At 68.6% G+C, this 26,627-nt stretch carries 21 protein-coding genes and 1 pseudogene; 14 read left to right on the top strand and 8 right to left on the bottom strand.

What is annotated here, in order from left to right; translation table 11 throughout:
* Nucleotides 1-55: 55 nt before the first annotated feature.
* The 3 genes from G537_RS0112730 to choV all read left to right on the top strand — a co-directional run bounded on the left by G537_RS0112730 (nucleotide 56) and on the right by choV (nucleotide 3,109).
* A complete protein-coding gene (locus G537_RS0112730; protein WP_026870447.1) occupies nucleotides 56-997 on the top strand; it encodes a choline ABC transporter substrate-binding protein in 942 nt (313 codons plus the stop codon).
* Between the two features lie 73 nt (nucleotides 998-1,070).
* Nucleotides 1,071-1,928 carry a choline ABC transporter permease subunit gene (gene choW / locus G537_RS0112725; protein ID WP_026870446.1) on the top strand — a complete coding sequence of 286 codons (858 nt, stop codon included), beginning with the start codon at nucleotides 1,071-1,073 and terminating at the stop codon, nucleotides 1,926-1,928.
* Complete coding sequence (gene choV / locus G537_RS0112720) at nucleotides 1,928-3,109, top strand: choline ABC transporter ATP-binding protein (RefSeq protein ID WP_026870445.1); 1,182 nt, start codon at nucleotides 1,928-1,930, stop codon at nucleotides 3,107-3,109. Before choW ends, choV begins: the two co-directional genes overlap by 1 nt.
* Nucleotides 3,110-3,327: 218 nt before the next feature.
* On the opposite strand, the gene G537_RS45010 is transcribed toward choV, so the two are convergent.
* The gene (locus tag G537_RS45010) at nucleotides 3,328-3,582 is read right to left on the bottom strand and encodes a hypothetical protein (RefSeq protein ID WP_245579020.1); all 255 of its coding nucleotides are present in this window, start codon (nucleotides 3,580-3,582) and stop codon (nucleotides 3,328-3,330) included.
* Nucleotides 3,583-3,611: 29 nt separating this feature from the next.
* On the opposite strand from G537_RS45010, the pseudogene G537_RS37700 reads away from it, so the two are divergent.
* Nucleotides 3,612-4,100 (top strand): annotated as a pseudogene (locus G537_RS37700) (sugar transferase); the annotation flags it as partial.
* A gap of 158 nt (nucleotides 4,101-4,258) precedes the next feature.
* On the top strand, nucleotides 4,259-5,695 hold the full coding sequence (dacB, locus tag G537_RS37695) for a D-alanyl-D-alanine carboxypeptidase/D-alanyl-D-alanine endopeptidase (protein ID WP_051248361.1): 1,437 nt from the start codon (nucleotides 4,259-4,261) through the stop codon (nucleotides 5,693-5,695).
* Nucleotides 5,696-5,704: 9 nt separating this feature from the next.
* On the opposite strand, the gene G537_RS0112705 is transcribed toward dacB, so the two are convergent.
* Nucleotides 5,705-6,994 (bottom strand): NAD(P)/FAD-dependent oxidoreductase, encoded by a 1,290-nt coding sequence (locus G537_RS0112705; RefSeq protein WP_026870444.1) that lies wholly within the window; start codon nucleotides 6,992-6,994, stop codon nucleotides 5,705-5,707.
* Between the two features lie 207 nt (nucleotides 6,995-7,201).
* Here G537_RS0112705 and G537_RS42035 point away from each other — a divergent pair, with 207 nt between their 5' ends.
* Entirely contained in the window at nucleotides 7,202-8,992 is a 1,791-nt protein-coding gene (locus G537_RS42035; RefSeq protein WP_162146103.1) for a sensor domain-containing diguanylate cyclase, read from the top strand.
* On the opposite strand, the gene zigA is transcribed toward G537_RS42035, so the two are convergent.
* The 3 genes from zigA to G537_RS0112685 form a co-directional block, all read right to left on the bottom strand.
* Complete coding sequence (gene zigA / locus G537_RS0112695) at nucleotides 8,989-10,203, bottom strand: zinc metallochaperone GTPase ZigA (RefSeq protein WP_026870442.1); 1,215 nt, start codon at nucleotides 10,201-10,203, stop codon at nucleotides 8,989-8,991. The genes G537_RS42035 and zigA overlap by 4 nt on opposite strands.
* Nucleotides 10,204-10,205: 2 nt before the next feature.
* On the bottom strand, nucleotides 10,206-10,490 hold the full coding sequence (locus G537_RS0112690) for a hypothetical protein (RefSeq protein WP_026870441.1): 285 nt from the start codon (nucleotides 10,488-10,490) through the stop codon (nucleotides 10,206-10,208).
* A 111-nt stretch (nucleotides 10,491-10,601) separates the two neighbouring features.
* Nucleotides 10,602-10,853: a DUF1272 domain-containing protein gene (locus tag G537_RS0112685; protein ID WP_026870440.1), complete on the bottom strand. Its 252-nt coding sequence runs from the start codon at nucleotides 10,851-10,853 to the stop codon at nucleotides 10,602-10,604.
* A gap of 187 nt (nucleotides 10,854-11,040) precedes the next feature.
* Here G537_RS0112685 and G537_RS37685 point away from each other — a divergent pair, with 187 nt between their 5' ends.
* Nucleotides 11,041-11,568 carry an AP2/ERF family transcription factor gene (locus G537_RS37685; RefSeq protein WP_162146102.1) on the top strand — a complete coding sequence of 176 codons (528 nt, stop codon included), beginning with the start codon at nucleotides 11,041-11,043 and terminating at the stop codon, nucleotides 11,566-11,568.
* Between the two features lie 137 nt (nucleotides 11,569-11,705).
* A complete protein-coding gene (locus G537_RS42030; RefSeq protein ID WP_026870439.1) occupies nucleotides 11,706-12,443 on the top strand; it encodes a class I SAM-dependent methyltransferase in 738 nt (245 codons plus the stop codon).
* A 129-nt stretch (nucleotides 12,444-12,572) separates the two neighbouring features.
* On the opposite strand, the gene G537_RS0112670 is transcribed toward G537_RS42030, so the two are convergent.
* Nucleotides 12,573-13,943, bottom strand: coding sequence for a glutamine synthetase family protein (locus G537_RS0112670; RefSeq protein WP_051248359.1), 1,371 nt, complete (start codon nucleotides 13,941-13,943; stop codon nucleotides 12,573-12,575).
* Nucleotides 13,944-14,127: 184 nt separating this feature from the next.
* Here G537_RS0112670 and G537_RS0112665 point away from each other — a divergent pair, with 184 nt between their 5' ends.
* From G537_RS0112665 to G537_RS0112640, 6 genes are all read left to right on the top strand, one after another.
* The gene (locus G537_RS0112665) at nucleotides 14,128-15,468 is read left to right on the top strand and encodes a glutamine synthetase family protein (protein ID WP_026870437.1); all 1,341 of its coding nucleotides are present in this window, start codon (nucleotides 14,128-14,130) and stop codon (nucleotides 15,466-15,468) included.
* A 60-nt stretch (nucleotides 15,469-15,528) separates the two neighbouring features.
* Entirely contained in the window at nucleotides 15,529-16,500 is a 972-nt protein-coding gene (gene speB / locus G537_RS0112660) for an agmatinase (RefSeq protein WP_425402291.1), read from the top strand.
* Between the two features lie 46 nt (nucleotides 16,501-16,546).
* Nucleotides 16,547-16,894 carry a divalent-cation tolerance protein CutA gene (cutA, locus tag G537_RS0112655; RefSeq protein ID WP_026870435.1) on the top strand — a complete coding sequence of 116 codons (348 nt, stop codon included), beginning with the start codon at nucleotides 16,547-16,549 and terminating at the stop codon, nucleotides 16,892-16,894.
* Between the two features lie 76 nt (nucleotides 16,895-16,970).
* On the top strand, nucleotides 16,971-17,990 hold the full coding sequence (locus G537_RS0112650) for an LLM class flavin-dependent oxidoreductase (protein WP_026870434.1): 1,020 nt from the start codon (nucleotides 16,971-16,973) through the stop codon (nucleotides 17,988-17,990).
* Nucleotides 17,991-18,117: 127 nt separating this feature from the next.
* Nucleotides 18,118-21,474, top strand: coding sequence for an adenylate/guanylate cyclase domain-containing protein (locus G537_RS0112645; protein ID WP_026870433.1), 3,357 nt, complete (start codon nucleotides 18,118-18,120; stop codon nucleotides 21,472-21,474).
* A 115-nt stretch (nucleotides 21,475-21,589) separates the two neighbouring features.
* Complete coding sequence (locus G537_RS0112640) at nucleotides 21,590-22,843, top strand: Hsp70 family protein (RefSeq protein ID WP_026870432.1); 1,254 nt, start codon at nucleotides 21,590-21,592, stop codon at nucleotides 22,841-22,843.
* On the opposite strand, the gene G537_RS0112635 is transcribed toward G537_RS0112640, so the two are convergent.
* Nucleotides 22,831-23,418, bottom strand: a complete 588-nt coding sequence (locus G537_RS0112635) for a cytochrome b (RefSeq protein ID WP_051248358.1) — start codon at nucleotides 23,416-23,418, stop codon at nucleotides 22,831-22,833. The genes G537_RS0112640 and G537_RS0112635 overlap by 13 nt on opposite strands.
* Nucleotides 23,415-26,624 carry an efflux RND transporter permease subunit gene (locus tag G537_RS37675; protein ID WP_064742120.1) on the bottom strand — a complete coding sequence of 1,070 codons (3,210 nt, stop codon included), beginning with the start codon at nucleotides 26,622-26,624 and terminating at the stop codon, nucleotides 23,415-23,417. Before G537_RS37675 ends, G537_RS0112635 begins: the two co-directional genes overlap by 4 nt.
* Nucleotides 26,625-26,627 lie beyond the last annotated feature (3 nt).

The following is a 26,627-nucleotide window of genomic DNA, read 5'->3' as shown; positions in this document are numbered from 1 at the left end:
GCCGCGCTGCAACGAACGAAAATGTGAAGAACAGGCGGGCAAACAGGAGAGTCGCATGATGTCGAGGCGTTTGATCGGGCTGGCGCTGGGCCTGGCCCTGGCCGCCGGGGCGGCACAGGCGGCCGATCCGGCGAGCTGCAAGAAGGTGCGGTTCTCCGATGTCGGCTGGACCGACATCACCGCCACCACGGCGCTGGCCTCGGCGGTGCTCAAGGGGCTGGGCTACGAGCCGTCGGCCGAGCTGCTGTCGGTGCCGGTCACCTACGTCTCGCTGAAGAACAAGAACATCGACGTGTTCCTCGGCAACTGGATGCCGTCACAGGCCGGCGATGCGCAGCCCTATTTCGACGACAAGTCGGTGGAGGACGTCCGGACCAATCTGGAAGGGGCGAAATACACCCTCGCCGTGCCGGACTACGTGTACGAGGGCGGGGTCAAGGATTTCGCCGACCTGGCCAAGAACGCCGACAAGTTCGGCAGCAAGATCTACGGCATCGAACCGGGCAACGACGGCAACCGGCTGGTGCAGAGCATGATCGACAAGGACGCCTTCGGCCTGAAGGGCTGGCAGCTGGTCGAATCGAGCGAGCAGGGCATGCTGTCCCAGGTCGACCGCGCCGTCCGGCGCAAGGAATGGATCGTGTTCCTCGGCTGGGCGCCGCATCCGATGAACAAGAACTACCCGCTGCAGTACCTGTCCGGCGGCGACGACTATTTCGGCCCGAATTTCGGCGGTGCGACGGTCCACACCAACGTCCGGGCCGGTTATCTCGGCGAATGCCCCAATGTCGGCAAGCTGCTGCAGAACCTGGTCTTCAACCTCGACATGGAGGCGACGGTGATGGAGGCGATCACCACCGGCGGCGAGGAGAGCGGCAAGGCGGCGACCGACTATCTCAAGGCCAACCCGGATGTGCTGACCCCCTGGCTGGCCGGCGTGACCACCTTCGACGGCAAGGACGGCCTCGCCGCGGTGAAGGCGTCGCTCGGCCTCTGATTCCTTCCGACAGGCGCGCCGCCGCCCCGTTGGCGGCGCGTCGTCCAAACGGCCGGAACACAAAGGACGCCGCATGGACGAACTGAGCGCGCTGTTGTCCCAGAAGATCCCGCTCGGGCTGTGGATCAAGCAGCTGACGGATTTCCTGACCGACAATTTCGCCAGCGTCTTCGACGCCATCTCGATCGGCCTCGGCACCGCCATCGAATGGCTGATCGACCTGTTCCTGTGGCCGCCGCCGCTGGTCTTCATCGCGATCGTCGCCGGGCTCGCCTACATCCTGCACCGGCGCTGGCAGCTGGTGGCGCTGGTCGCGATCGGCTTCCTCCTGATCCTCAATCTCGGCTACTGGACCGAGACCATGCAGACCCTGGCGCTGGTGATCAGCGCCACGATCCTGTCGCTGGCGATCGGCATCCCGATCGGCATCCTCTGCGCCCACCGGCCGCTGGTCTACGCCGTGGTGCGGCCGATCCTCGATCTGATGCAGACGCTGCCGACCTTCGTCTATCTGATCCCGACCCTGATCCTGTTCGGGCTCGGCGTCGCGCCGGGCCTGATCTCGACCGTGGTCTTCGCCGTGGCCGCGCCGATCCGGCTGACCTATCTCGGCATCCACGGCGTGCCCAGCCCGCTGCTCGAGGCCGGCGAGGCCTTCGGCGCCACCAAGCGGCAGCTGCTGTTCAAGGTCGAGCTGCCGCACGCCCTGCCGACGATCATGGCCGGGCTGACCCAATGCATCATGCTGTCGCTGTCGATGGTGGTGATCGCCGCGCTGGTCGGGGCCGACGGCCTGGGCAAGCCGGTGGTGCGCGCCCTCAATTCCGTCAACGTGCCCATGGGGTTCGAGGCCGGCCTGTGCATCGTCATCCTGGCCGTGATCCTCGATCGTCTGGTGAAGAGCGAACGGCCCGTCGGAGGGGCGCATTGATGTCGAGCCTTCCCGCCGTTCATTTCAACGCCATCGACGTGATCTTCGGGTCGACGCCGAAGCGGGCCCTGGCGCTCCTGGACCAGGGCCGCAGCCGCGCCGAGATCCTGGCCGAGACCGGCGACACCCTGGCCGTGGCCGGCGCCGAGCTGGCGATCCCGCCGGGCGAGCTCTGCGTGCTCATGGGCCTGTCCGGCTCCGGCAAGTCCTCGCTGCTGCGCTGTGTCAATGGCCTCAACAAGGTCACCCGCGGCCGCATGGTCGTGCGCTGCGACGGCCAGGAGGTCGACGTCGCCGCCTGCGACGAGACGACCCTGCGCCGGCTCCGGGCCGACTGGGTCTCGATGGTGTTCCAGCAATTCGCGCTGATGCCCTGGCGCACCATCCGCGACAATGTCGGCCTCGGGCTCGAGCTGCGCGGCGTGCCGAAGGCCCAGCGCGACCGGGTGGTCGACGAGAAGCTGGCGCTGGTCCATCTCGACAAATGGGCCGGGAAGTATCCGCGCGAGCTGTCGGGCGGCATGCAGCAGCGCGTCGGCCTGGCCCGCGCCTTCGCCACCGACGCCGACATCCTCCTGATGGACGAGCCGTTCTCGGCGCTCGATCCGCTGATCCGCACCCATCTGCAGGACGAGCTGCTGGAGCTGCAGCGCCGGCTGAAGAAGACCATCATCTTCGTCAGCCACGACCTCGACGAGGCGCTGAAGATCGGCAACCGCATCGTGATCATGGAGTCCGGCCGGATCGTCCAGGTCGGCACGCCGGAGGAGATCGTCACCCGGCCGGCCGACGACTACGTCGCCAACTTCGTCGCCCATGTGAACCCCCTCAACGTACTGCGGGCCGAGGCGCTGATGACGCCGCTCGACCTCTTGCCGCGCGACGGCGATTCGATCCTGGTCGACAAGGCCCGGACCTGCCGCTGCCGGATCGACGACCTCGGCCGGCCGATCGCGGTGACCCAGGAGGACCGGCCGCTGGAGATCGCCGACGGGATCATCAACGGCGTGGTACCGGGCCAGATCGCGACGATGCCGGTTCATGCATCGATGCGTCGTTTCATCGCCGCGCATGAGGCGACGCGGCAGCCGATCCTGGTGCTCGACGACGACGGCCGGCTGATCGGCAAGGTCGGGGAGAGCGAGCTGGTGGCTCGGCTTCTTCGCGGAAAGGATGCTTAAAAACAACGACTTAAATAACACTTCTCAGATTTTGGTTTATCTGTCCCGCCTCTCGCATTGATCCGATTATGGTCGGTAACGGCAATAAATGGATTGTTTCCCGTGGCAGCTTTGGATATACATAGATGGCACGTTCCATGTCGGCAGATCACGCCAAAAAATGCCGTGTTCTAGACAATAACGGTGTGCCAATACCCTAGTGACTAGGGGGCGGGGAGTCAGACAAAATTCAAATGTGGGGTGTTCTGCCGAATGCGGCGGCAGGACATGTCTTGCTCCTTTGTTTTAGTTTTCTGGGGGTACAAGAATATGCAGTCCGACAGCCTCGTCGATACTGCCGCAGTCGACATTTCTGCAGAGGCGCCGATCCGGACGGCTCGGGCCGGTATGGCGGCGAAGCGGTTGATGGATATCGTTTTGTCGATCGTCTTTCTGATTCTGTTTTCGCCTTTGTTTCTGGTCTGCGCGATCATGATCCGGCGCTCCGGCCGGGGGGGTCTTCTACAGCGACCGTCGGGTCGGGCGCCACGGCAAGATCTTCTACTGCCACAAGTTCAGGACGATGGTTCCCAACGCAAACAAGCTGTTGGCGGATCTTCTTCAGAAGGACCCTGAGCTGCGGCGCGAATGGGAAGCCGGCTTCAAGCTGAAGAAGGACCCGCGGGTGACCGCTATCGGCCGTTTCCTGCGCAAGACCAGCCTCGACGAGCTGCCGCAGCTCTTCAACGTGCTGAAGGGCGACATGAGCCTGGTCGGCCCGCGGCCGATGTATGAGGAGGAGCAGGAACGCTGGGGCCCGGCGATCCGCTACTATCACAGCACCCGGCCCGGCATGACCGGCGTCTGGCAGATCTCCGGCCGCAACGACACCAGCTACGAGACGAAGATCCGCCTCAACGTCGACTATGTCCGGAACTGGACCCTCTGGCGCGACATCGTGATCCTGTTCAAGACGCCGAAGGTGTTCCTCCCCGGCGCCGGCGCCTATTAGCCGAACCCGCCGGGCCGGCTGCCTTTCCGCCTGGAGGACGACGGACACGGCCCCCGCTCGGGGGCCGCATTCGTTTCGGCATCGTGGCCGCTTCCGACTCGTTCCGCCCGAGGCTATAGGGAGGCGCGACGCGATGCGGAGGATGCCGGCCCGTGCCCATGACCAGTTTGTTTCGCCTGTTCCTGCTGCTGGTCCTGGCCGCGGGCGTGCCGGGCAGCCCGGCCCGGGCCGAGGCCGGCGCGGCAGCGGCCCGCAACGGCCTTCCGGCCGAGGATATCGCCTATATCCTGTTCGATGCGCAGAGCGGCCAGCTGATCGACACGTCCCAGCCGGCGCGGCCGATGATCCCGGCCTCGACCTTGAAGGTCCCTGCGATGCTGGCGGCGATCGAGATCCTCGGCGCCGACCACCGCTTCTCCACCACCGTCACCGCCAGCGGCTCCATCGCCGGCGGCGTGCTGAACGGCGACCTGGCCCTGATCGGCGGCGGCGATCCCACGCTCGACATCAACGACCTGGCCGATCTCGTGCGCCAGGTCCGGCAGGCCGGCATCACCAGGGTGGCCGGCCGCTTCATCGTCGACGACACGGTGCTGCAGACGCTGCCGTATCTCGATCCGCTGCAGCCCCTGGCTGCCTCCTACAACCCGGGGCTCTCCGGCCTCGCCGTCAACTTCAACGCCCTGCGGGTGAGCTGGCAGACGCGGCAGGGGCGCCTGGACGCCCGCGCCGATGCGGTGGCGGAGGGGCGCAACGTCACGCTGCCCTGGGTCGATGTCAGCGAGGGGGCGGCCACGCCCTACCGTCCGGTCGACGGCCATGAGGGCTGGATCCTGTCGTCGCGGCTGCCGGACAAGGGCTCCGACCTGCTGCCGATCCGCTATCCGACGGCGACCGCGGCCGAGATCTTCCGCTCCTTCGCACGCGATGCCGGGATCACCCTGCCGGGGCCGGTGATCGGGCCGCACGCGGCCGAGGGGACGATCATCGCCCGGCACGACAGCGAGCCGCTGCCGGCGATCGTCGCCCGCGTGCTGAAATACAGCAACAATTTGTCAGCCGAGATGATCGGGATGATGGCGGCCCGGCAGCTCCTGGGCCGCAGCACCGTGACCCAGGGGGAAGCGGGCCGGGCGCTGGCCGCCTGGTGGGCGCAGAAGCTGCCGCAGGTGGACTGGAGCGGGCTGTCGATCCCCGGGGGCTCGGGCCTCAGCACCGCCGCGCGGATCTCGCCGGTGCAGATGGCCGCTGTGCTGATCGAAGGCAACCGCGTCGGCCTGCCGGCGCTGATGCCGGAGCGGCCCGACGGCGGAGCCGAGGCCGGCGCCGGCGAGCCGCCGCCGCTCGCGGCCGGCCGGCTGCGGGCGAAGACCGGGACCATGGGCTATGTCCGCGGCCTGGCCGGCTATCTCTCGGCCAACAGCGGCCGGCAGCTCGGCTTCGCCATCTTCATCGTCGACGAGGCGCAGCGGGCCGCGGCCGACGCGGCGACCGACCCTTATGTCCTCGCCGTATCGCAGCCGGCCCGGCGCTGGCTCGGCCGGGCGCGGGCGGCCGAACGGGAATTGCTGCGCCAGTGGGCCGCGGCCTACTGACGGGAGCCGCTACAGAAGGTCGCGCAGCCGGTACCAGGCCATCGCCAGGACCAGAGCCGGCATCCGGAACAGCCGGCCGCCCGGGAAGGGCTGGTGCGGGATCCGGGCGAAGACGTCGAATCGGTCGGCCTGGCCGCGGATCGCCTCGGCGATCACCCGGCCGGCCATGCCGGTCAGCAGCACGCCGTGGCCGGAGAAGCCCTGGGCGAAGAAGATGTGCGGCGCCACCCGGCCGAAATGCGGCGTGCGGTTCATGGTGATGCCGACATGGCCGCCCCAGCAGAACTCGACCTTCTTGTCGGCCAGGCGGGGCAGGGTGCGCACCATGGTCCGCCGCATGGTCTCGGCCAGGCGCCGCGGCTCGTAGCCGGAATAGCTGACGCCGCCGCCGAACAGCATCCGGGTATCGTGCCCCAGCCGGTAGTAGTTCAGCACGAAGTTGACGTCGGCGACGGCGAAGCCCGACGGGATGGTCTGCTGCGCCAGCGCCTCGCCGAGCGGCTCGGTGGCGATGATGTAGGTGCCGACCGGCATCACCCGGGACCGGATGGTGCGATCGACCTCGGCCGACAGCGCCGGCAGATAGGCGTTGCCGCACAGCGCCACGAAATCGGCAGTGATCCGACCCTTCGGCGTCTCCGCCACGGCCGGAACGCCCTGGTCCAGCCGGGTGACCGGCGTGTCCTCGAAGATCCGCACGCCGAGCTTGCGCGCCGCTTCGGCCAGGCCGAGCGCATAGTTCAGCGGGTGCAGCTGGCCGCTGCCGCTGTCGAGCAGGCCGCCGACATAGCCGGGTGCATCGACCAGCGCCCGGACCTCGGCCCGCGACAGCATCCGCCCCTGGTGATAGCCCAGCCCGTCCCATTCGGCGAGAAGCGCCTCCAGCTCCTCGACGTGCCGCCGCTTCAGCGCCCCCAGCACGTAGCCCCAGCGCAGGTCGCAATCGATGCCGTACTGCCCGACGCGCTGCCGCAGGATCGTCTTGGCCTCCTCCGACATCTCCCACAGCTTGCGGGCGTCGTCGTGGCCGACCCAGCCGGCGATGGTGCCGATCCCCTTGTTGAAGCCAGTCACCGCCTGGCCGCCGTTGCGGCCGGAGGCGCCCCAGCCGACCTGCCTGGCCTCGACCAGCACGACGTCGAGGCCGCGCTCCCTCAGCTCGATCGCGGTGCTGAGGCCGGTATAGCCGCCGCCGACCACCAGCGCATGGCAGCGCAGATCCTCCTCGAGCGGGGGGAAGCGGAGGTCGCGGTTGGCGGTGGCGGCGTACCAGGAGCGGACATGGCCGGTTAATGTCATGACACGATGATGATGGCCTCGGATGCCGCCCTGAATAGCTTGCGCCGGGCCGGGCCGGCCAGCCGGGCGGACGCCCGGTCCGTCATGTCCTGCCCGCATGACGCCCGCCGGCGGCTGCCCGGCGGGCTGTCCGCTTGTCCCGGCCGGGGCGACGGGCGAGAATAGGACGATATGCCGTGACCCCGGGGTGGGCCCTTGCCGGTGCGCATGCAGATTCGCGACGTGGTGGAGGCGACGGTCCTGACCTTCGTGCTGGCGGTGCTCGGCATCGCCACGAAGGGGCTGGAGCCGCTCGCCCTGTTCTGGCCGGCGAACGGCGTCCTGATCGGCTGGTTCCTGCGCCGCCCCGCGCGCTGGCATCCGCTCTGCTGGGCCGGCGTCGTCGTTGCCTTCGTTGCCGCCGATCTCTGCTACGGACGCAGCATCGAGCTCGCGGCGGTGCTGCTGCTGTCCAACCTCGTCGAGATCGCGGTGGGGCTGGGCGTGCTGGCGTCGTTGGGGGCGGAGGGCCGGGAGCTGGCCCATCCCCCCGCAGTGCTGCGCGTCGGCTTCGCCTGCATCCTGTCGGCCCTGGCCGGCGGCGTCGTCTCGGCACTCGGCTTCGCCCTGCTCGGCGATCCGGCGGTCCTGCTGAACACCGCGACCTGGTGGATGTCGGAGATCGCCAGCCTGGCGGCGGTGCTGCCGGTCGCGCTGACCTTTCCGGCGGGGCCCTGGCGTTCGGGCTGGCTGTCGCGGGCGGTCCGCCACGATTTGCCGGAGCTGGCGGGACCGGTGGCCCTGCTGGTGCTGATGGCGGCGCTGGGGGTCGCCACCGGCGGCATCGGCACCACCGGATATCTGCTGCTGCCGCTGATCTGGTCGGCGATGCGCGCCGGCATCTTCGCGACCACGGTGCTGGCCGCGCTGGCCGGGCTCTGGATCTTCGCGGCGCTCGGCCTCGGCCTCGACAGGCTGCCTTCGCAGACCGTGACCGAGGATCCGCTGCGGGTTCTGCTGTCGGTCCGCCTCTCGGTGGCCCTGACCTCCCTGGCCGCCGTCCTGGTCGCCAGCATCATGGCGACGCGCCGGCGGATAGAGGAGCGGCTGGCCGAGAGCGAGCGTCGGCTGGCCCTGGCGTTCGAAGGCACCACGGACGGCATCTGGGATCTCGATGTGCCGTCCCGCCAGCTCTCCGCCCTCGACTCCGGCTCGCTGGCGGCACGGCCCGAGGCTGCGCCGCGCCGACCTCTCGACGATTACCTGCGCCGGATCCATCCTGACGACCGCGAGCGGGCGTCGACGGTGCTGGAGGAGCATCTGACCGGCCGGTCCCCGGACTGCGTCGTGGAATATCGCTGGCCGGCGCCGGATGGCGGCTGGATCTGGCAGCTGGCGCGGGGTCGGGCGGTGGAGCACGACGCCGAGGGGCGCCCGCTGCGCATCGTCGGCTCCTTTATGGATGTCTCGGCCCGCAAGGCGCTGGAGCAGAAGATCGAGTACATGGCGAATCACGACGCCCTGACCGGGCTGGCCAACCGCCATGCGCTCGATGCCGCGCTGCGCGAGCGGATCCTGGCCTATCGCAGCCGGTCAGCCGGCGCGGTGCTGATGGTGATCGATCTCGACGGCTTCAAGGCGGTCAATGACGGCCACGGCCATCTGGCCGGCGATACCGTTCTGCGCGCCCTGGCGCAGCGCCTGAGCGAGGTTCTGCCCGAGGGGGTGATGGCGGCGCGGGTGGGCGGCGACGAATTCGCCCTGCTCGGCGGCGAGCTGAGCGCCGCGGAGGTCGAGGCTCTCGCCGACCGGATCGGGGCGGCCCTGGCCGTTCCGATCCCGGTCGGCGCCGGGATGGTGTCGGTCGGCGCCAGCGTCGGCTGGGCCTTCCTGCCCGGGGATGCCGAGGACGAGCAGGGGCTGTCCGCGGTGGCCGACGCCCGGCTTTATGCGGCGAAGCAGCAGCAGCTCCGGCGGCGCGGCGCCGCGCCGGGGCAGCCGTCGCGCGCCTCGGCCTAGGCCGCCCGGCGCCAGGCGGGGAAGGGGTCGGGCAGGTCCGCCCAGGCCCCAGGGTCGAAATCCGCGGCCAGGGTCGGGTCCACCAGGCAGGCGTCGAGCTCGCGCCGGATCGCCGCCTGGTCCATGCCGATGCCGATGAACACCAGCTCCTGCCGCCGGTCGCCGAACACCGGGTCCCAGCGCGCCTCGATCATCCGGCGCATCTCCGGATCCCGGGGCCAGCGGTCCCGCGGCACCGCCGCCCACCAGAAGCCGATCGCCTCGTGCCGCAGGAAGGCGCCGGCCTGGCTCATCTCGCCGACCCAGCCGGGCCGGGTTGCCAGCCAGAAATGGCCCTTGGACCGGATCACGCCGGGCCAGGTCCTCCGGAAGGCGGCGTGCAGGCGGGCCGGATGGAAGGGGCGGCGGGCCCGATAGACGAAGCTCTCGACGCCGTATTCCAGCGTCTCCGGCCGGTGATCCGCGAACTGGTACAGCTCCTTGTACCAGAGCGGATGCTCGCGGGCCCGCTCGAAGTCGAAGCGACCGGTGCCGAGGATCGAATCGAGGGGGACGACGCCGAAATTCGCTTCGACGATCGCGGCCTCCGGATTCAGCCCGGCGACGATGCTGCGGACCATCCGGCGCTGTTCCGGCGTCGCCAGATCGATCTTGTTGATCACCACCACGTCGGCGAATTCGATCTGGTCGACCAGCAGGTCGACCAGGGTGCGGCCGTCCTCGTCGCCGGCCGTCTCGCCGCGGTCGCGCAGGAAGTCGGTGGAGCCGAAATCGGCCAGCAGATTGGCGGCGTCGACCACCGTCACCATGGTGTCGATGCGGGCGGCGTCGCCGAGCGAGGCGCCGGCCTCGTCCCGGAAGTCGAAGGTCGCGGCCACCGGCAGCGGCTCGGAGATGCCGGTCGATTCGATCACCAGGCAGTCGAAGCGGCCCTGCTCGGCCAGGCGCCGGACCTCGCGAAGCAGGTCGTCGCGCAGGGTGCAGCAGATGCAGCCATTGGTCATCTCGACCAGGGTCTCGCTGGTGCGGCTGAGATCGGCGCCGCCGTTGCGGACCAGCTCGGCGTCGATGTTCACCTCGCTCATGTCGTTGACGATCACGGCGACCCGGCGGCCCTCGCGGTTGCGCAGGATGTGGTTCAGCAGCGTCGTCTTGCCGGCGCCGAGGAAGCCGGACAGGACGGTGACGGGGAGGCGGGCGTCCGGCCGCATGGTCACGACACCAGCCGGCGCGGGGCGGGTTCGGCCGCTTCAGGGTCGAAGCGCAGCTCGAGCGCGAGCGAGCCGAGCAGCTCGGCGCAGCGCGACGCGCCGTGCACCGCGACCAGGCGCGGCATCGCTTCGGTCAGCAGTGCCGACGACAGGGCGGCCGCGGACAGGCCGGCGGCCTCCAGCTCGGCCATGAGGCGGCGGATCTCGCCGATCGCCCGGGTGAAGCCGGCCGGGCTGTGTATGCCCGGGGCGATGCGTTCGACGGTGTGGTGCGGCTGGTCTGGCATGGCTCTCATCCGGTTTATTTAACGTTATATCATAACATCAAATGGATGAAGACAAGCCTCCTCTGGCGGCGCAGGTGACCTCAGCGGGAACGTCCGATGCCGAAGGCGGCTTCAGCCGGTGGCCGGGCGGCATCCCTCCGGCTTGAGCACCCGGACGGTCGAGGCGGGGTGGCGGGCCAGCGCCGCCGGAGGCCGGATCGGCCGCGGCGCGAAGCCGCCGCCGCAGTTCGGGCAGCGGCCGCCCAGCACCGTCCCGGCGCAGCTCGTGCAGAATGTGCATTCGAAGCTGCAGATCACCGCCTCCCGCGAATCGGGCGACAGATCCTTGTCGCAGCATTCGCAATTCGGGCGCAGCTCCAGCATTCGATCCCTCCTCGACGGTTTCAGGCCGGCCGGCCCGCTCCGGCGGCGTCAGGCCCGCGGACTGAATCTTACAATTCCTTCATGGGTGGACAATCGCTGCAAAACGGCTGCAGCCTGTGCCAGTATCCGCTTGATCAAGCTGGAGATCTCGATGCGCGTCAGCCGAATTGACAATCCCGCGAAGCGAATGCTCGGTTGGCTCGTACGGTATTCGGTCGCCGGACGGCACACGCGCAAGTTCTTTTCCGACCTGGCCCACGGTTCATCGGCGAAGGCGAAGGCCGCCGCCGAGGCTTTCGCGCTGGAGCATCTGCAGGAGCATCACGAGATCCGCTCGCTGCGGACGCGGCTGCTGCCGCGCAGGAACACGCCGCACGGGGTGCCGGGGGTCGCGCGCTATGTCCGTCCCGGCGGGACCTCGGCGTTCTGGACGGCCTATTGGACCCAGGACGGCGTGCGCCGCCAGAAGAAGTACTCGGTCACCCAGCTCGGCGAGCACGAGGCGCGGGAGCTGGCTTTCGCGACCCGGGCGGAGATGACCGCCGGCAACGAAGAGCGGCTGGCCGAGCTGCTCGACATCCACGTGCCCGACCGCAAGACGGCGAGCAAGCGGCAGCGCCGGGCGGAATCATCCGCCCCCGCCCAGCCGAAGGACGCGCCGAAGCGGCGTTCCGGGCAGGCGCCTGCCGCGCCGGAGCGCCGGCCACGGGCCTGACCCTTGCCGCTCCAGCGGCCGACAATCGGGCGATCATCCGGCTCGGGGACCTGAAGGCGCGCACCGTCGTTTCTTGACGCAAGACATGCTCCAGCCTCATCTTGCGCCTGCAGTAGCGCGCAGCTTCGGGGGGAACGATGCGCGACACCGACGCCGATTGGCGCCATTTTGGCGAGACGAAGCCGTATTTCGCGGTTCTTACTGACCCAAAATTCCTGCCCGAGAATCTGACTGCAGAGCGGGTGGAAGAGTTCTTCGCCTCGGGCGATTGGGATATCTCGCGCGTCGTCTCCACCATACGTGATAAGCTGACATCCGAATTCCGGCCGACGCATGCCGTGGATTTCGGCTGCGGCGTCGGCCGTCTGGCTCTCGCTATGGCCAAGATTGCGGAGCGCGTCACCGGCGTAGACATATCACCGGCCATGCTGGCGGAGGCGGGTAGACAATCTGCGATGCGCAACGTCGCGACCGCGACGTTCCAATCAGAGATCCCGGAAGGACCCTACGACTGGGTCAACACCTACATCGTGCTCCAGCACATCCCGCCGGAGCGCGGCTATGAAATTATTGACCGGTTGCTGAGCGGCCTGTCCTCCGGCGGCGTAGCTTCGCTCCACGTCACCACGCATCGTGAGCCGCAGGCCGTTGCCGGTCCGGTCGCGGGCCTCATCGATGTGCGCTACGACGGACGGAACATCGAGATTCTGTCGGCTCACAACCCGACCGGCGTCGGCCACATGATGATGTACGACTATGACCTAGGCCGGGTGGTCTCCATCTTCATTCGGCACGGCATGGACGGGCTATGGCTGCAGCACATGGACCACGGCGGCGGCTATCACGGCGCCTATCTCTTCGGACGCAAGGGCTGAAGCGAAAGAGGCCGGCCCCGAAGGGACCGGCCCTGTGCTCGAAATTCACCCCCAGGTGATGGGGCGAGCATCCAGCGTCGCAATCGCAACGCCACCGATTCTGCATCGACCCATATCCTGGAAGACCATCTACACTTTATTTAAATACCAGTCGTATTCGAGCTGGCTGATCTGGGAGAAGAACTTGTCCCGCTCGGCCCATTTCAGAGCCAGATAGACGTCGAGGAAGCGGCGGCCGAAATACTCGTTGAAGAAGGCCGAGCCGTCGAGCTGCTCCAGCGCCACGATCCAGGACGAGGTCAGGGTCGGCTCGATCTTGTCATAGGCGTTGCCCTGGATCGGCGGACCCGGATCGATCTGCCGCTTCAGACCGTGATGCGCCCCCGCCAGCACCGCCGCGACCACCAGATAGGGGTTGCTGTCGGCGCCGGCGACGCGGTGCTCGACCCGGCGGTCCTCCGGCTTGCCCGGCGGGATGCGCAGCGACACGCTGCGGTTGTTGGCCGCCCAGGTCGGGGCATGCGGCACGTAGGAGTTCGGCTGGAACCGGCGGAAGGCGTTCTGGTTCTGCGCGAACACGGCCATGCCCTCGGCCATGGTGGCGCCGAGGCCGCCGATGGCGTGGCGCAGGGCGGGGCTGCCGTGCGGATCCTCGTCGGCGAAGATGTTCCGGCCGGCGTCGTCCAGCAGGCTCATATGGATGTGGAAGCCGCTGCCGGCCTGGTCGGGATAGGGCTTGGCCATGAAGGTAGCCTCGACCCCGTGCTTGGCCGCGACCGACCGGACCACGCGCTTGAACAGGATGGCGTCGTCGCAGGCCTCCAGCGGGTCGGCGACGTGGCGCAGATTGATCTCGTACTGCCCGGGCGCGTATTCCGAGACCAGGCTGTCCACCGGGATGCCCTGCGCCACCGCGGTGTCGTAGATCTCGTGCAGCAGCTCGTTGAAGTCGTACAGCTCGTCGATGCCGTAGACCTGCGTGGTGTCCTGCCGCTTGCCGCTGATCGGCGACATCGGAGGGCGGGGCCGCCCGTCCTCGCCGCGCTTGCGGTCGACCAGGTAGAACTCCAGCTCCACCGCCACCACCGGATGCAGCCCGTCGGCCTTCATCCGCTGCACCACATTGGCCAGGACGGTGCGCGGATCGGCGAAGAAGGGGGAGCCGTCGAGGTCCCGCATCGCCAGCAGCACCTGGCCGGTCGGGCGCGACAGCCAGGGCACCGGATCGAGCGTGTGCGGGACGGGAAGGCAGTCACGGTCGGCGTCGCCGTCGGCGAAGCCGAGGCCGGTCTCTTCGACCGTCTCGCCGGTGATGTCGGTGGCGAAGAGGGAGCCGGGGAAGGTCAGGCCGTCGCGGAAGATCTTGTCGAGCGTGCCGACCGGGACCTTCTTGCCGCGCAGGACGCCGCACATGTCGCAGACCAGGGCGTCGATGTGCGTGATGTCGGGATATTGCGCGCGGAAGTTCCTTACGATGTCGTTCGATGTGCGTTCATGCATTTGGTCACGCAATTGTTGCCACGAAGCCTCCATCCTCGCAGCCGGCCTGGAACTGTCAAGCCGGGCCGGGGCGGAGCGGCCATGATGCCGTTCTTCTCTTCCCACCCCCCCGGGGGGCTCGGCTATGGTGGGTGGCGCAGAAACGAGAAGCGGGGCCCGCCTAAAGGGGCAGGGCCATGATTTTATGTCAAAACTGGAAGACTTCATTCACGAGCATGGCGTGACCGAAGTCGAATGCCTGGTCCCGGACATCAACGGGATCGCCCGGGGCAAGATCCTGCCCGACGACAAGTTCATCAAGGGCCTGAAGACCCGCGGGATGCGGATCCCGGAATCGATCTTCATGCAGACGGTGACCGGGGAATACCCCGACGACGACGTCACCAACCCGGCCGATATCGACATCTACATGGTGCCGGACCCGGACAGCGTCCGCATCGTGCCCTGGTACGAGGAGCCGACGGCGCAGGTGATCTGCGACGGCGAATATGTCGACGGCAGCCCCTGCGAGATCTCCAGCCGCCACGTGCTGCGGCGGGTGCTGAAGCTGTACGAGGAGAAGGGCTGGAAGCCCCTGGTGGCGCCCGAGCTGGAATTCTACCTGGTCAAGAAGAACATCGACCCGGACTATCCGCTGGAGCCGCCGATCGGCCGGTCGGGCCGGCCGGAGACCGGGCGTCAGTCCTACGGCATCGACGCGGTCAACGAATTCGACCCGATCTTCGAAGAGATCTACGACCATTGCGAGGCGATGGGCCTCGATGTCGACACCCTGGCGCATGAAGCCGGGGCGGCACAGATCGAGATCAACTTCAACCATGGCGACCCGCTCGACCTCGCCGACCAGGTGCTGATCTTCAAGCGCACGGTGCGCGAGACGGCGATGCGCCACGACGTCTACGCCACCTTCATGGCCAAGCCGCTGAAGGACGAGCCGGGCAGCGCCATGCATCTGCACCAGAGCGTGAACGACGCCAGGACCGGCCGGAACCTGTTCGCGGCCGAGGACGGCGGGAACAGCGAGATGTTCCTGGCCTATATCGCGGGCCTTCAGAAATTCGTGCCGGCGGCGATGCCGCTGTTCGCGCCGAACGTCAACTCCTACCGCCGCCTCGACCCTGAGAGCGACGCGCCGATCAACGTCCATTGGGGCATGGACAACCGCACGGTCGGCTTCCGCGTGCCGATCGACGAGCCGCAGGCCAAGCGGGTCGAGAACCGGGTCGCCGGCGCCGACTGCAACCCGTATCTGATGTTCGCGGCCTCGCTGGCCTGCGGCTATCTCGGCATCGTCAACGAGATGCAGCCGTCGAACCCGATCGAGGGGTCGGCCAAGCGCCTGGCCTTCACCCTGCCGCGCCACCTCTACGACAGCCTGAACAAGTTCTCCGCCTCACGCCCGTTGCGCGAGGTGCTGGGCGACAAGCTGGTCGATGCGGTGTGGTGGGTGAAGAACAAGGAGTATGATGCCTATCACCGCGTCATCAGCTCCTGGGAACGCGAGAACCTGCTGCTGAACGTCTGAGCCGGCCGGCCCGCTCCGGACGAGCGCCGGAGCGGGCTGTTCGGCGGGGATGATCGGGAGGTGGCCTTGGCAGGCAAGTTCGAGCCGCTGGATTCCGGCCGGGTGCCGCGCTTCGCCGGCATCCCGACCTTCATGCGCCTGCCGGTGGCCGACCCGGCCGAGGTGGATGTCGCGCTGGTCGGCGTGCCCTTCGACGGCGGCGTCACCAACCGCGCCGGGACGCGGCACGGGCCGCGCGAGCTGCGCAACCAGTCCAGCCTGATGCGCCGCGTCCACCACGTCACCGGCGTCTCGCCCTATGATCTCGTTCGCGTCGGCGATTGCGGCGATGTCCCGGTCGATCCGATCAGCCTGCCGAAGTCGCTGGAGGCGATCGGGGCCTTCTACGCCGACCTGCGCCGGTCCGGCGCGACGCCCATCTCCGCCGGCGGCGACCATCTGGTCTCGCTGCCGGTCCTGCGCGGCCTGGTCGCCGACGGCCCGGTGGGGCTGATCCAGTTCGACGCCCATTCCGACACCTATGACAGCTTCTTCGGTAATCCCTACAACCACGGCACGCCGTTCCGCCGGGCCATCGAGGAGGGGCTGGTCGACCCCAAGCGGATGGTCCAGATCGGACTGCGCGGCTCGATCTCCGATGCCGGCAACTACGACTTCGCCAAGGCCTGCGGCATCCGCATGATCTTCATCGAGGAGTTCGACCGCCGCGGCCCCGACGACGTGATGGACGAGGCGCTGGAGATCCTCGGCTCGGGGCCGGCCTACGCGACCTTCGACATCGACGCCATCGACCCCTCGATGGCGCCGGGCACCGGCACCCCCGAGATCGGCGGCATCACCACCCGCGAGGCGCAGCGGATGGTGCGCCGCCTGGCCGGGCTGGACCTGATCGGGGCCGACCTCGTCGAGGTCTCGCCGCCCTTCGACCCGTCCGGCCTCACCGCCCTGACCGGGGCGACCCTGATGTTCGAGCTGCTCTGCGCGGTCGCGCCGGGCGTGGCGGCGCGCTGCGCCGCGCGTGCGGGCGCCTGACGCGTCCGACGAGGAACGCCCCCGCGGCAAGTCCCTGGAGGAGACCATGGCTGTCGTCTTCGCCTATGTCACCGCCGGTTCTGAGGCCGAGGCCGCCCGCATCGGCCGGGCGCTGGTCGAGGAGCGTCTGGCCGCCTCGGTCAACATCCTGCCCGGCGCGCGGTCGATCTACCGTTGGCGGGGCAGGGTGGAGGAGGCGGCGGAGACGGTGCTGATCGCCAAGACCCGCGCCGACCGCTTCACCGCCCTGTCCGCCCGGGTGCGCGAGCTGCACGGCTACGAGCTGCCCTGCATCGTCGCCCTCAGGATCGAGGGCGGTGACGCCGGCTATCTCGACTGGATCCGACACGAGTCGCTGCCGAGTCCAGCGCCGGGTGCCGCCGGACGCGGATGACGGCCATGCCCGGGCCGCAGCCGTGCCGGGCGGCGCCGCGCCTTGAACCCTGGGCGGGGCTGCCAAAGTTCAGGACATGACACTGCCGCTCTCGGTCCTCGACCTCGCGCCGATCGCCGCCGGCTCCCCGCCCGGCCAGGCCGTCCGCAACTCGCTCGATCTCGCCCGGCTGACGGATCGGCTGGGCTTCACCCGCTACTGGGTGGCCGAGCACCATTCGATCCCCGGCGTGGCCTCGACCGTGCCGGAGGTGCTGATCGGCCATCTGGCCCAGGTGACGCAGCGCATCCGCGTCGGCTCCGGCGGCGTGATGCTGCCGAACCACGCGCCGCTGCGGGTGGTCGAGGCGTTCAAGATGCTGGAATCGCTGCATCCCGGCCGGATCGACCTCGGCCTCGGCCGCGCTCCCGGCTCGGACCAGCTGACGGCGCTGGCGATGCGCCGGTCGCGCGACGCCGTCGTCGCCGACGACTTCACCGACCAGTATGCCGAGCTGCGCGCTTTCGCCGACGGCACCTTCCCGGCCGACCACGCCTTCCGGTCCGTCCGCGCGGTGCCGGAGGACGTGCCCCTGCCGCCGGTCTGGATGCTGGGCTCCAGCGATTTCGGCGCCCGCTTCGCCGCCCATCTCGGCGTCGGCTTCGCCTTCGCGCATCACTTCAGCCCGCAATACACGATGCCGGCGATGCATCTTTACCGCAGCAACTTCCGCCCCTCGGCGGCGATGCGCGAGCCGCATGCGATCCTGACCGTCTCGGTCTACTGCGCCGAGGACGCGGCGGAGGCCGAGCGGCTGGCCGCGCCGCACCAGCTGTCCTGGGTGCGGCTGCGGACCAACCGGCCCAGCGTCCTGCCGAGCCCGGAGGAGGCGCTGTCCTACCCCTACACGCCGGAGGAGAAGCGCGTGGCCGAGAGCGCCCGGCGCAACCAGATCGTCGGCACGCCGGAGACGGTGAAGGCCGAGATCGAGCGCCTGGCCGGCGAGACCGTGGCCAGCGAGGTGATGATCACCAGCATGATCCACGACCACGCGGCCCGGCTGCGCTCCTATGAGCTGGTGGCGCAGGTGTTCGGGCTGTCCGGCGCAGCAGCTTGAGGTCTGTAGACATTCGGGTGTTTGCAGGGGACCGAGCGGCCGGTTTTCAGTCAGGGCCGGTCAAACGAATGTCTACAGGCCCCCCGGCATCCGCGGTAAAATTCCCTGGGCATGCTCAGGAGACGGCATGGCGCGCGAGCTGAAGAGATGGCTCGAAGATCTCGGGCTCGGCCTCTATGCAGAGGCGTTCGCCGAGAATGGCGTCGATTTCGACCTGTTGCCTGAGCTCACCAATGAGGATCTGAAAGACCTCGGTATCATCCGCCTGGCTGACCGCAAGCGGCTGCTCAAGGCGATCGCCGATCTCGCACCGGCCGAAAGTTCCGTCCGCAGCGTTGCGACCGTGATGCCGGCGGCTTCCGGGGACCAGGCGGAACGGCGTCAGCTGACAGTGATGTTCTGCGACCTGGTCGGCTCTACGGCTCTCTCCGGCTCTCTCGATCCTGAAGAGCTTCGCGAGGTCCTGCGCGCCTACCAGGCGGCCTGCACCAGCATCATTGAACGGTACGATGGCCATGTCGCGAAATACATCGGCGACGGCTTGTTGGCCTATTTCGGCATTCCTCGTGCCCATGAGGACGATGCTCAGCGCGCGGTGAGCGCCGGCCTTGGTATCGTCGAGGCTGTCAGGCAACTGAGCGAGCGGCTCGAGCGGGAGATGGGCATCGAGCTTGGCGTCCGCCTCGGTGTCCACACCGGGCTGGTCGTCGCTGGCGCGATGGGCTTCGGCGCGGCACGCGAGGAGATGGCGATCGTCGGCGAGACCCCGAATATCGCCGCCCGACTACAGGCGCTGGCATCCCCCAATGCTTTGGTGATCAGCCCGAGCACCAAGCAACTGGTTGCTGGGCTTTTTTCGTATGAAGACCTCGGCGTCCATCAGCTGAGGGGCGTCGCAAGGCCGATGCAGATCTGGCGCGTGATCGGTGAACGCCCGACCGAGAGCCGCTTCGAAGCGCTGCATGCCGCTGGGTTGGTCCCGTTGGTCGGCCGCGACGCGGAGATAGACCTGCTGATGCGCCGCTGGGAGCAGGCGAAGCAGGGGGAAGGGCAGGTGGTGCTGCTATGCGGCGAACCCGGCATCGGCAAGTCGCGCCTCTCCGAGGCGTTGCGCGAGTGCATTGCCGAGGACCCGCATGTGCGGCTGCGCTGCCAATGCTCGGCGCATTTCACGAACAGCGCGCTGTACCCCTTTGTGCGCCAGCTGGAGCAGGCGGCCAGGTTGCTGAGAACCGATCCGCCGGACGCCAAATTGGACAAGCTGGAGCAGCTGCTGGCCGAGTCTGGACAGGCAGTGCCGGAAGTCGCCTCGTTGTTTGCGGCCCTGTTGTCGATTCCTGTCGGCGGGCGCTATCCGGCGCTCGACCTGACGCCGCAGCGCCTGAAGGAGAAGACGTTGGCGGTGCTCGTCGATCGACTGCTGGGCCTCGCCGCGCGGCAGCCCGTGCTGTTCGTCATCGAGGACGCGCATTGGATCGATCCGTCGAGCGACGAGCTGATCTCGGCTTCGATTGATCGCCTGCAGGATGCTCGCGTCCTGATGGTGGTGACCTGTCGGCCGGATTACACGCCATCCTGGAGCCGTCGCGCACATGTAACCGTGCTGATGCTGAACCGGCTGAGCAGAACGCAGGCGGCGGCCATGGTCGGCGAGTTGACCGCTGCCACGACCCTGCCGCCGGGGACCATCGACCAGATCGTTGTGAAGGCGGACGGCGTGCCGCTGTTTGTCGAGGAGCTGACCAAGGCCGTACTGGAATCCGGCTTCTCGGCCGTTCGCGCAGGCGGTCTTGTCCGTGATGGCCCGCCACAGTTGTCCGTTCCGGCAACGCTGCAGGACACGCTGATGGCACGGCTCGACCGGACGGCTGCGATGAAGGAGGTCGCGCAAACCGCGTCGGTACTGGGCCGGGAGTTCAGCGAAGCTCTGCTAGCGGAGGTCTCGTCGCTGGATGGAGATATATTGACCCGAGCTCTGGACGAGCTCGTGCAGGCAGGACTGATATTCCGCCGAGGCTCGCCGCCTCAGACACATTATGTCTTCAAGCACGCTCTGGTGCAGGACGCCGCTTACGAGACCTTGTTGGTGAGCGTCCGGCAGCAACTGCATGCACGGACCGCCGAAGCGCTGGAGCAGGAATTCGCGGAGATCACGGAGGAGCAGCCTGAGCTGCTTGCGCATCACTATGAGGCCGCAGGACTGTGGGAGCGTGCGATTGCCTGTTGGCAGCGCGCTGGTGCGAGAGCGAGCGAGCGTTCCAACTATGTCGAGGCAGAGCTCCATTTGACTCGGGCTGTCGCGCTGATGCCCGAACTGCCGGACGACCGGCGAAAACATGCCGAACTCGGCCTGCAGATGTCATTGGGCGCAATATACCGGGCAATCCGTGGGACAGGGTCATCGCAGACCGAGGAGGCCTACAGACGCGCCCGGGCGCTGTGCGAGCAGGCCGGCGACGCCGATCGGCTGTTGGAGGTGGTTTATGGGCAGTTCATCTGCGCTTTTAACCGTCCGAAGCTGCACGACGCCGAAGGCTACGCGACGGAATTCCTGGAGATTGCGCAGCGTGGTCGCAATGCTTCAGCGCTGACGGTGGCGTACCAGCTGATCGGGGCCACGGCCTTCCTGCTGGGCGATCTCGTGCGCAGCCGCCGGTTTCTGGAAGAGTGTCTTCGTGTTGGTGGTGCCGACCGCGCGCTTGTCGATCTGTACTCGCACCGACAGTACCCCACCTTCGCGTTGACATATCTCGCCTGGGCGCTTTTCGCGCTGGGCTATCCCGAGCAGGCCCATGCCCGTGCCAGGGAGGCGATAGCGGCCTCCGAAGGCATGCCCGCGTTTCTCTACGCAATGGCGCTCGGAAACGGCTGCTACCTGTATCACTTCTGCGGCGACTGCGCGGCCGTGGAGGCAAACGTCACGGCGCTGCTTGGCCTCGCTGCGGACAAGGGCATCGTCGTCTTCCATGAGGTCGCGCGCGTGTTTCAAGGCTGGACGCGCGCCCGTCGGGGTGCGGTGGACGACGGCATAGAATTGATGCGCGACGCGCTGGCAAAGCTTGCCGCGACGGAACAGAAGGTCGAGCAGCCCTACACGATCTCGATTCTGGCCGAGATCTATCTCCAGGAAGGACGATGGCCGGAGGCGCAGGAGCAGCTCGACGAGGCGTTGCGCCTGGTGCGGGCCACTGACGAGCGTTGGTACGAAGCAGAGCTGTATCGACTTGCGGGCGAGGTCGCGCTTGCCCGGGGCGACGCGGCGAATGCCGAGGTGCAGTTCGATCGCGCCCTTAGGACTGCCAGGGCGCAATCGGCGCGCATGTGGGAGCTGCGTGCGGCGAAGAGGCTGGCCCGCCTCTGGCACGAAGCAGGCAAGGTCGCTGAGGCACGCGCGATGCTCGCGTCGGTCATCGACGCCTTCACTGAGGGATTCGAGACCGCCGACTTGATAAGCGGAAAGGCCCTGCTCAACGAGCTGGCGTAAGGACGGGCACTGGGCCGCAGCCTCTTCCCTCCGCCTCCTGCCCGGGTTACAACCCGCGCCCTTCAGCCCCGTCCGACCGGATCCGGGGCTTTTCGGCGTTGGAGCGGAGGCGGTGATGGCGGTCTGCGGCCTGGATTTCGGCACCTCGAACTCGACCCTCGGCATCGTCGACTCCGGCGGCGCGCGGCTGCTGCCGCTGGAGGGCGCGGCGACGACGCTGCCCAGCGCGATCTGGTTCGACATGGTCGGCGGCGCGCCGCGCTTCGGCCGCTCGGCGATCGACTCCTATGTCGACAGCCTGGAGGGCCGGCTGATGCGGTCGATCAAATCCGTGCTCGGCACCCCGCTGATCGAGGAGGAGACCTGGGTCGGGCGCGAGCGCATCGGCTTCAAGCAGGTGATCGCGATGTTCCTGGCCGAGATGAAGGCCAGGGCCGAGGCGGCCTGCGGCCATGCGCTGGAGCGGGTGGTGCACGGCCGGCCGGTGCATTTCGTCGACGACGACCCGGCCGGCGACAGCAAAGCCCAGGACACGCTGCAGGCGATCGCGCGCGAGGCCGGCTTCTCCGAGGTGTCCTTCGAATACGAGCCGATCGCCGCGGCCCGCACCTACGAGGCCGGGCTGGGGCGGGAGGAGGTGGCGCTGATCGTCGATATCGGCGGCGGCACGTCCGACGTCTCGATCGTCCGGCTCGGGCCGCAGCGCAGGGACCTGCCGGACCGCGCGGCGGACATCCTGGCCAATGACGGCATCCGGCTGGGCGGCACCGATGTGGACCGGCTGTTCAGCCTGGCCACGGTGATGCCGGCGCTCGGCCTCGGCGCGAAGATGAAGCGCCCGGGCGCGGTGACGCCCAGCCGCTACTTCCACATGCTGGCGACCTGGAGCCGGATCAACGCGCTCTATTCCCCGAAGGTGGTGGCGGAGGTGCGCGAGGTGCGGCGGGAATCGCGCGAGCCGCAGAAGATCGACCGGCTGCTGCGGGTGCTGGAGGGCAATCTCGGCCACAGCCTGGCGCTGCGGGTCGAGGCGGCGAAGATCGCGCTCGGCAGCAAGGATCCGACCGTGATCGACCTGCGCCTGGTCGAGCCGAAGCTGGGGCTGCGCGCCGGCCGGGCGGCGCTGGATGCGGCAATCCGCGACGCGGTCGGCCGGCTGTCGGCGCTGATCCGCCGCTGCGTTCAGGCGGCCGACCTCAGCCCGGACCGTCTCGACGCGGTGTTCCTGACCGGCGGCTCGGCCTTGCTGCCGGCCTTCCGCGCCGCCGCACTGGCCGAGGCACCGGCCGCCCGGGTGGTGGAGGGGGATAGTTTCGGTGCGGTCGGCGTCGGCCTGGCGATCGAGGCACGGCGGCGCTACGGGCCGTAAGTCTCGGCGGCGGTCTGCTCCGGCAGCATCCGGTCCAGCGTGCCGTCCCGCCGGACGGCCACGTGCCAAACCGCGGCGGCGACATGCAGCACGACCAGGGCGTAGAGCGCCCATTGCCCGACCGCATGCACGGTGCTGCCGATCCGCCAGATCGCATCGGTCGGCGGCGTCAGCAGCGGCACGTCGAACAGGTTGAAATACGGGATGGCGCGTCCGCGGCCGGCGGACATCAGATAGCCGCTGATCGGCATCGCCAGCAGCACGAGGTAGAGCAGCCAATGGCTGGCCGTGGCGGCCGCGGACTCCCAGGCCGCCCGTCGCGCCGAAGGGGGCGGCGGATGGATCGCCCGCCACGCCAGCCGCACGGCGGTCAGGGCCAGGATCGTCAGCCCGACCGATTTGTGCAGCATGATCACGGTGGCGCGCGAGGCGTCGCCGTTCGGAAGGCTCTCCATCACCCAGGCCAGGACCAGGACGGCGAGGATCAGGGCCGCCGTGACCCAGTGCAGCCATTGTGCGGTGGCGGTGTAGCGCCGGGAGGCCTCGAGGGGAATGGTCATCACATCCGTGGTCATTCGTGACCTTTCTGCATCGATGGAGACGCTGCGGTGGGCGCCGTTGTCAGGGGCTTGGCGCGGCCGGCGAGCCGTCGGGCCGCGTGCTCCAGCCCTCGGCAGGCGACATAGAAGACGGGCGTGAAGACCAGGCCGAAGGCGGTCACGCCGGCCATCCCGAAGAACACCACCACGCCGAGCGACTGGCGCATTTCCGCCCCGGCGCCTGCGGCAACCACCAGCGGCACCACGCCGAGGATGAAGGCGAGGGAGGTCATCACGATCGGGCGCAGGCGGACGCGGGCGGCGTCGATCGCCGCCTCGAAGCGGTCGGCGCCGGCGGCCTCGGCCTGCCGCGCGAACTCCACGATCAGGATGGCGTTCTTGGCGGCGAGGCCGATCAGCACCACGAAACCGATCTGCGCCAGGATGTTCACGTCCATGGCGGAGGCGAGGAGCCCGGTCAGGGCCGCCAGCAGGCACATCGGCACGATCAGGATCACCGACAGCGGCAGGGTCCAGCTCTCGTACAGGGCGGCGAGCAGCAGGAACACGAACACCGCCGAGGCCGCGAAGACGAGGAGGGCGCTGGTGCCGGCCAGACGCTCCTGCAGCGCGACCTCGGTCCATTCGAAGCCGTAGCCGTCGGGCAGCGTTTCGGCCGCGATCTGTTCCATCCGGTCGAGGGCGGTGCCGGTCGACACGCCCGCGGCCGGCGCGCCCTGCACCTCGGCCGCGGGATAGAGGTTGTATCGCGGGATGCGGTATGGACCGGTCCGCTCCTCGAAGGTCGTGACCGAGCCGATCGGGACCATGGCGCCGGATTCGCTGCGGGTCTTCAGCGCCTCCAGCGCCGCCGGGTCCTGACGGAACCGGCTGTCCGCCTGCGCCCGGACCTGGAAGGTGCGGCCGAGCAGGTTGAAGTCGTTCACATAGGCCGAGCCGAGATAGATCTCGAGCGTCTCGAACACGCGGCTGGCGGGCACGCCCAGCATCTCGGCCTTCACCCGGTCGATGTCGGCGTAGAGCTTCGGCGTGGCGGTGTTGAAGGGCGAGAAGACATTGGCGAATTCTGGCGACTGGCCGGCCGCGGCGACCACCTGCCGGACGGCGGCTTCCAGCTCCTCCGCCGTGCCGCCGATGCGGTCCTCGATCATCATCTTGAAGCCGCCGGTGTTGCCCATGCCGCGGACCGAGGGCGGTTTGATCGGCACGACCCGGGCCTCGGGGACGTCGGCCAGCTGCGTCGTCAGGGCGGCGATGATCCGGTCGACGTCGAGGCCGCGCTCCGCCCGCTCCTCATAGGGATCCAGGATCGCGAAGACGACGCCGCTGTTCGAGGCATTGGTGAAGGTGGCGCCGTCGACGCCGGCGATCGCGACCGTATGGGCGACGCCGTCGGTCGCCGCCAGCCGGTCGGACACGGCCTTCATCACAGCGTCGGTGCGGGCCAGGGCGGCGCCGGGCGGCAGCTGGACCGCCGTCAGGAAATAGCCCTGATCCATCACCGGGATGAAGCCGGTCGGCGCCCGGCTGAACTGCCAGCCGGTCACGCCGAGCAGACCGGCATAGGCGACAAGGACCAGGAAGCCGACGCGCAGCAGCCGCCGGGTCAGCCCGCCATAGCCGAGGGACAGCCGGTCGAAACCGGCGTTGAAACCGCGGGCGCCGGCGGCGAGCCCGCGCAGCAGGACGTTGCGGGGCATGGCCGCGTGGTCGCCATGCGGCCGCAGCAGCAGGGCGCACAGCGCCGGGCTGAGCGTCAGCGACACGAAGGCGGAGATCGCCGTGGCGGCGGCGATCGTCACCGCGAACTGGCGGAAGAACCGGCCGGAGATGCCGGCCATCATCGCGGCCGGGACGAACACCGCGCACAGCACCAGGGCGATGGCGATCAGCGCCCCGCTGATCTCGTCCATCGAGCGGTGCGCCGCCTCCTTCGGCGACAGCCCGGCGCGCAGATGCCGCTCGACGTTCTCGACCACGACGATCGCGTCGTCGACGACGATGCCGATGGCCAGGACCAGCCCCAGGAGAGAGAGGTTGTTGAATGAGTAGCCGAGCCCCGCCATGACGGCGAAGGTGCCGACCAGCGAGATCGGGATGGCCAGGATCGGGATGATGGCCGCGCGCCAGCTGTGCAGGAACAGGATCACCACCAGCACGACCAGCGCGATCGCTTCGAATATGGCCTTGTAGACCTCGCTGACGGATTCGGCGATGAACCGGGTCGGGTTGAACGGGATGGCGTATTCGACCCCGGCCGCCAGGTTCCGGCCCAGCTCCGCCATCGCCGCGGCAACGCGGTCGGCCGTCTCCAGCGCGTTCGAGCCGGGCTGTTGAAAGATCTGGATCGGCTGCGAGCCGCGCCCGTCGAAATAGGCCGAGCCGCGGAAGCTCTGCGCCGTCAACTCGACCCGGGCGATGTCCCGGATCCGGGTGACCCGGCCATCGGCATCGGTCTTGACGATGATGGCCTCGAACTCGGCCGGATCGGACAGTCGCCCCAGCGTCTCGACATTCAGCTCGAAGGCGCCGTCGGACGACACCGGCGGCTGGTTCACCACCCCGGCGGCGACCTGGACGTTCTGGGCCCGCAGCGCCGCGAGAACCTCTCCGGCCGTCAGGTTGCGGGCGGCGACCGCGTCCGGGTCGAGCCACACCTGGATCGCGTAGTCGCGGGCCGTGGGCAGGCGCACATCCCCGACGCCCTCGACGCGCAGCAGCGCGTCGCGGATCTGCAGGGTGGCATAGTTGGAGAGGTAGAGAGGCGAGCGCGAGCCATCCGGCGAGAACAGCTGGATCACCATCAGGATGTCCGGCGAGGCCTTCCGGACGGTCACGCCGAGGCGGCGGACATCCTCCGGCAGCCGCGGCTCCGCGACCGCCACTCGGTTCTGCACCAGCACCTGCGCGTCGTCGAGATCGGTGCCCAGCGCAAAGGTGACGGTAATGGTGAGCTGGCCGTCGCCCGTGGCCTGCGAGGACATGTACAGCATGTTCTCGACGCCGTTGATCTCCTGCTCGATCGGGACGGCCACGGTGCTGCTGACGACCTCGGCCGAGGCACCCGGATACTGGGCGCGGACCACCACGGTCGGCGGCGTGATCTCGGGATACTGCGCCAGCGGCAGCGTGACGTAGCCGGCGATCCCGACCAGGACGACGAGGACCGAGAGAACCGTCGCCAGGATCGGCCGCTCGATGCAGAGATGGGCCAGGCGCATGAT

Origin of the sequence: Inquilinus limosus DSM 16000, assembly GCF_000423185.1 — a bacterium.
Classification (GTDB): Bacteria; Pseudomonadota; Alphaproteobacteria; order DSM-16000; family Inquilinaceae; genus Inquilinus; species Inquilinus limosus.
Note: the sequence above shows the minus strand (reverse complement) of the source record. Positions and strands in the feature narration are given on the sequence as shown.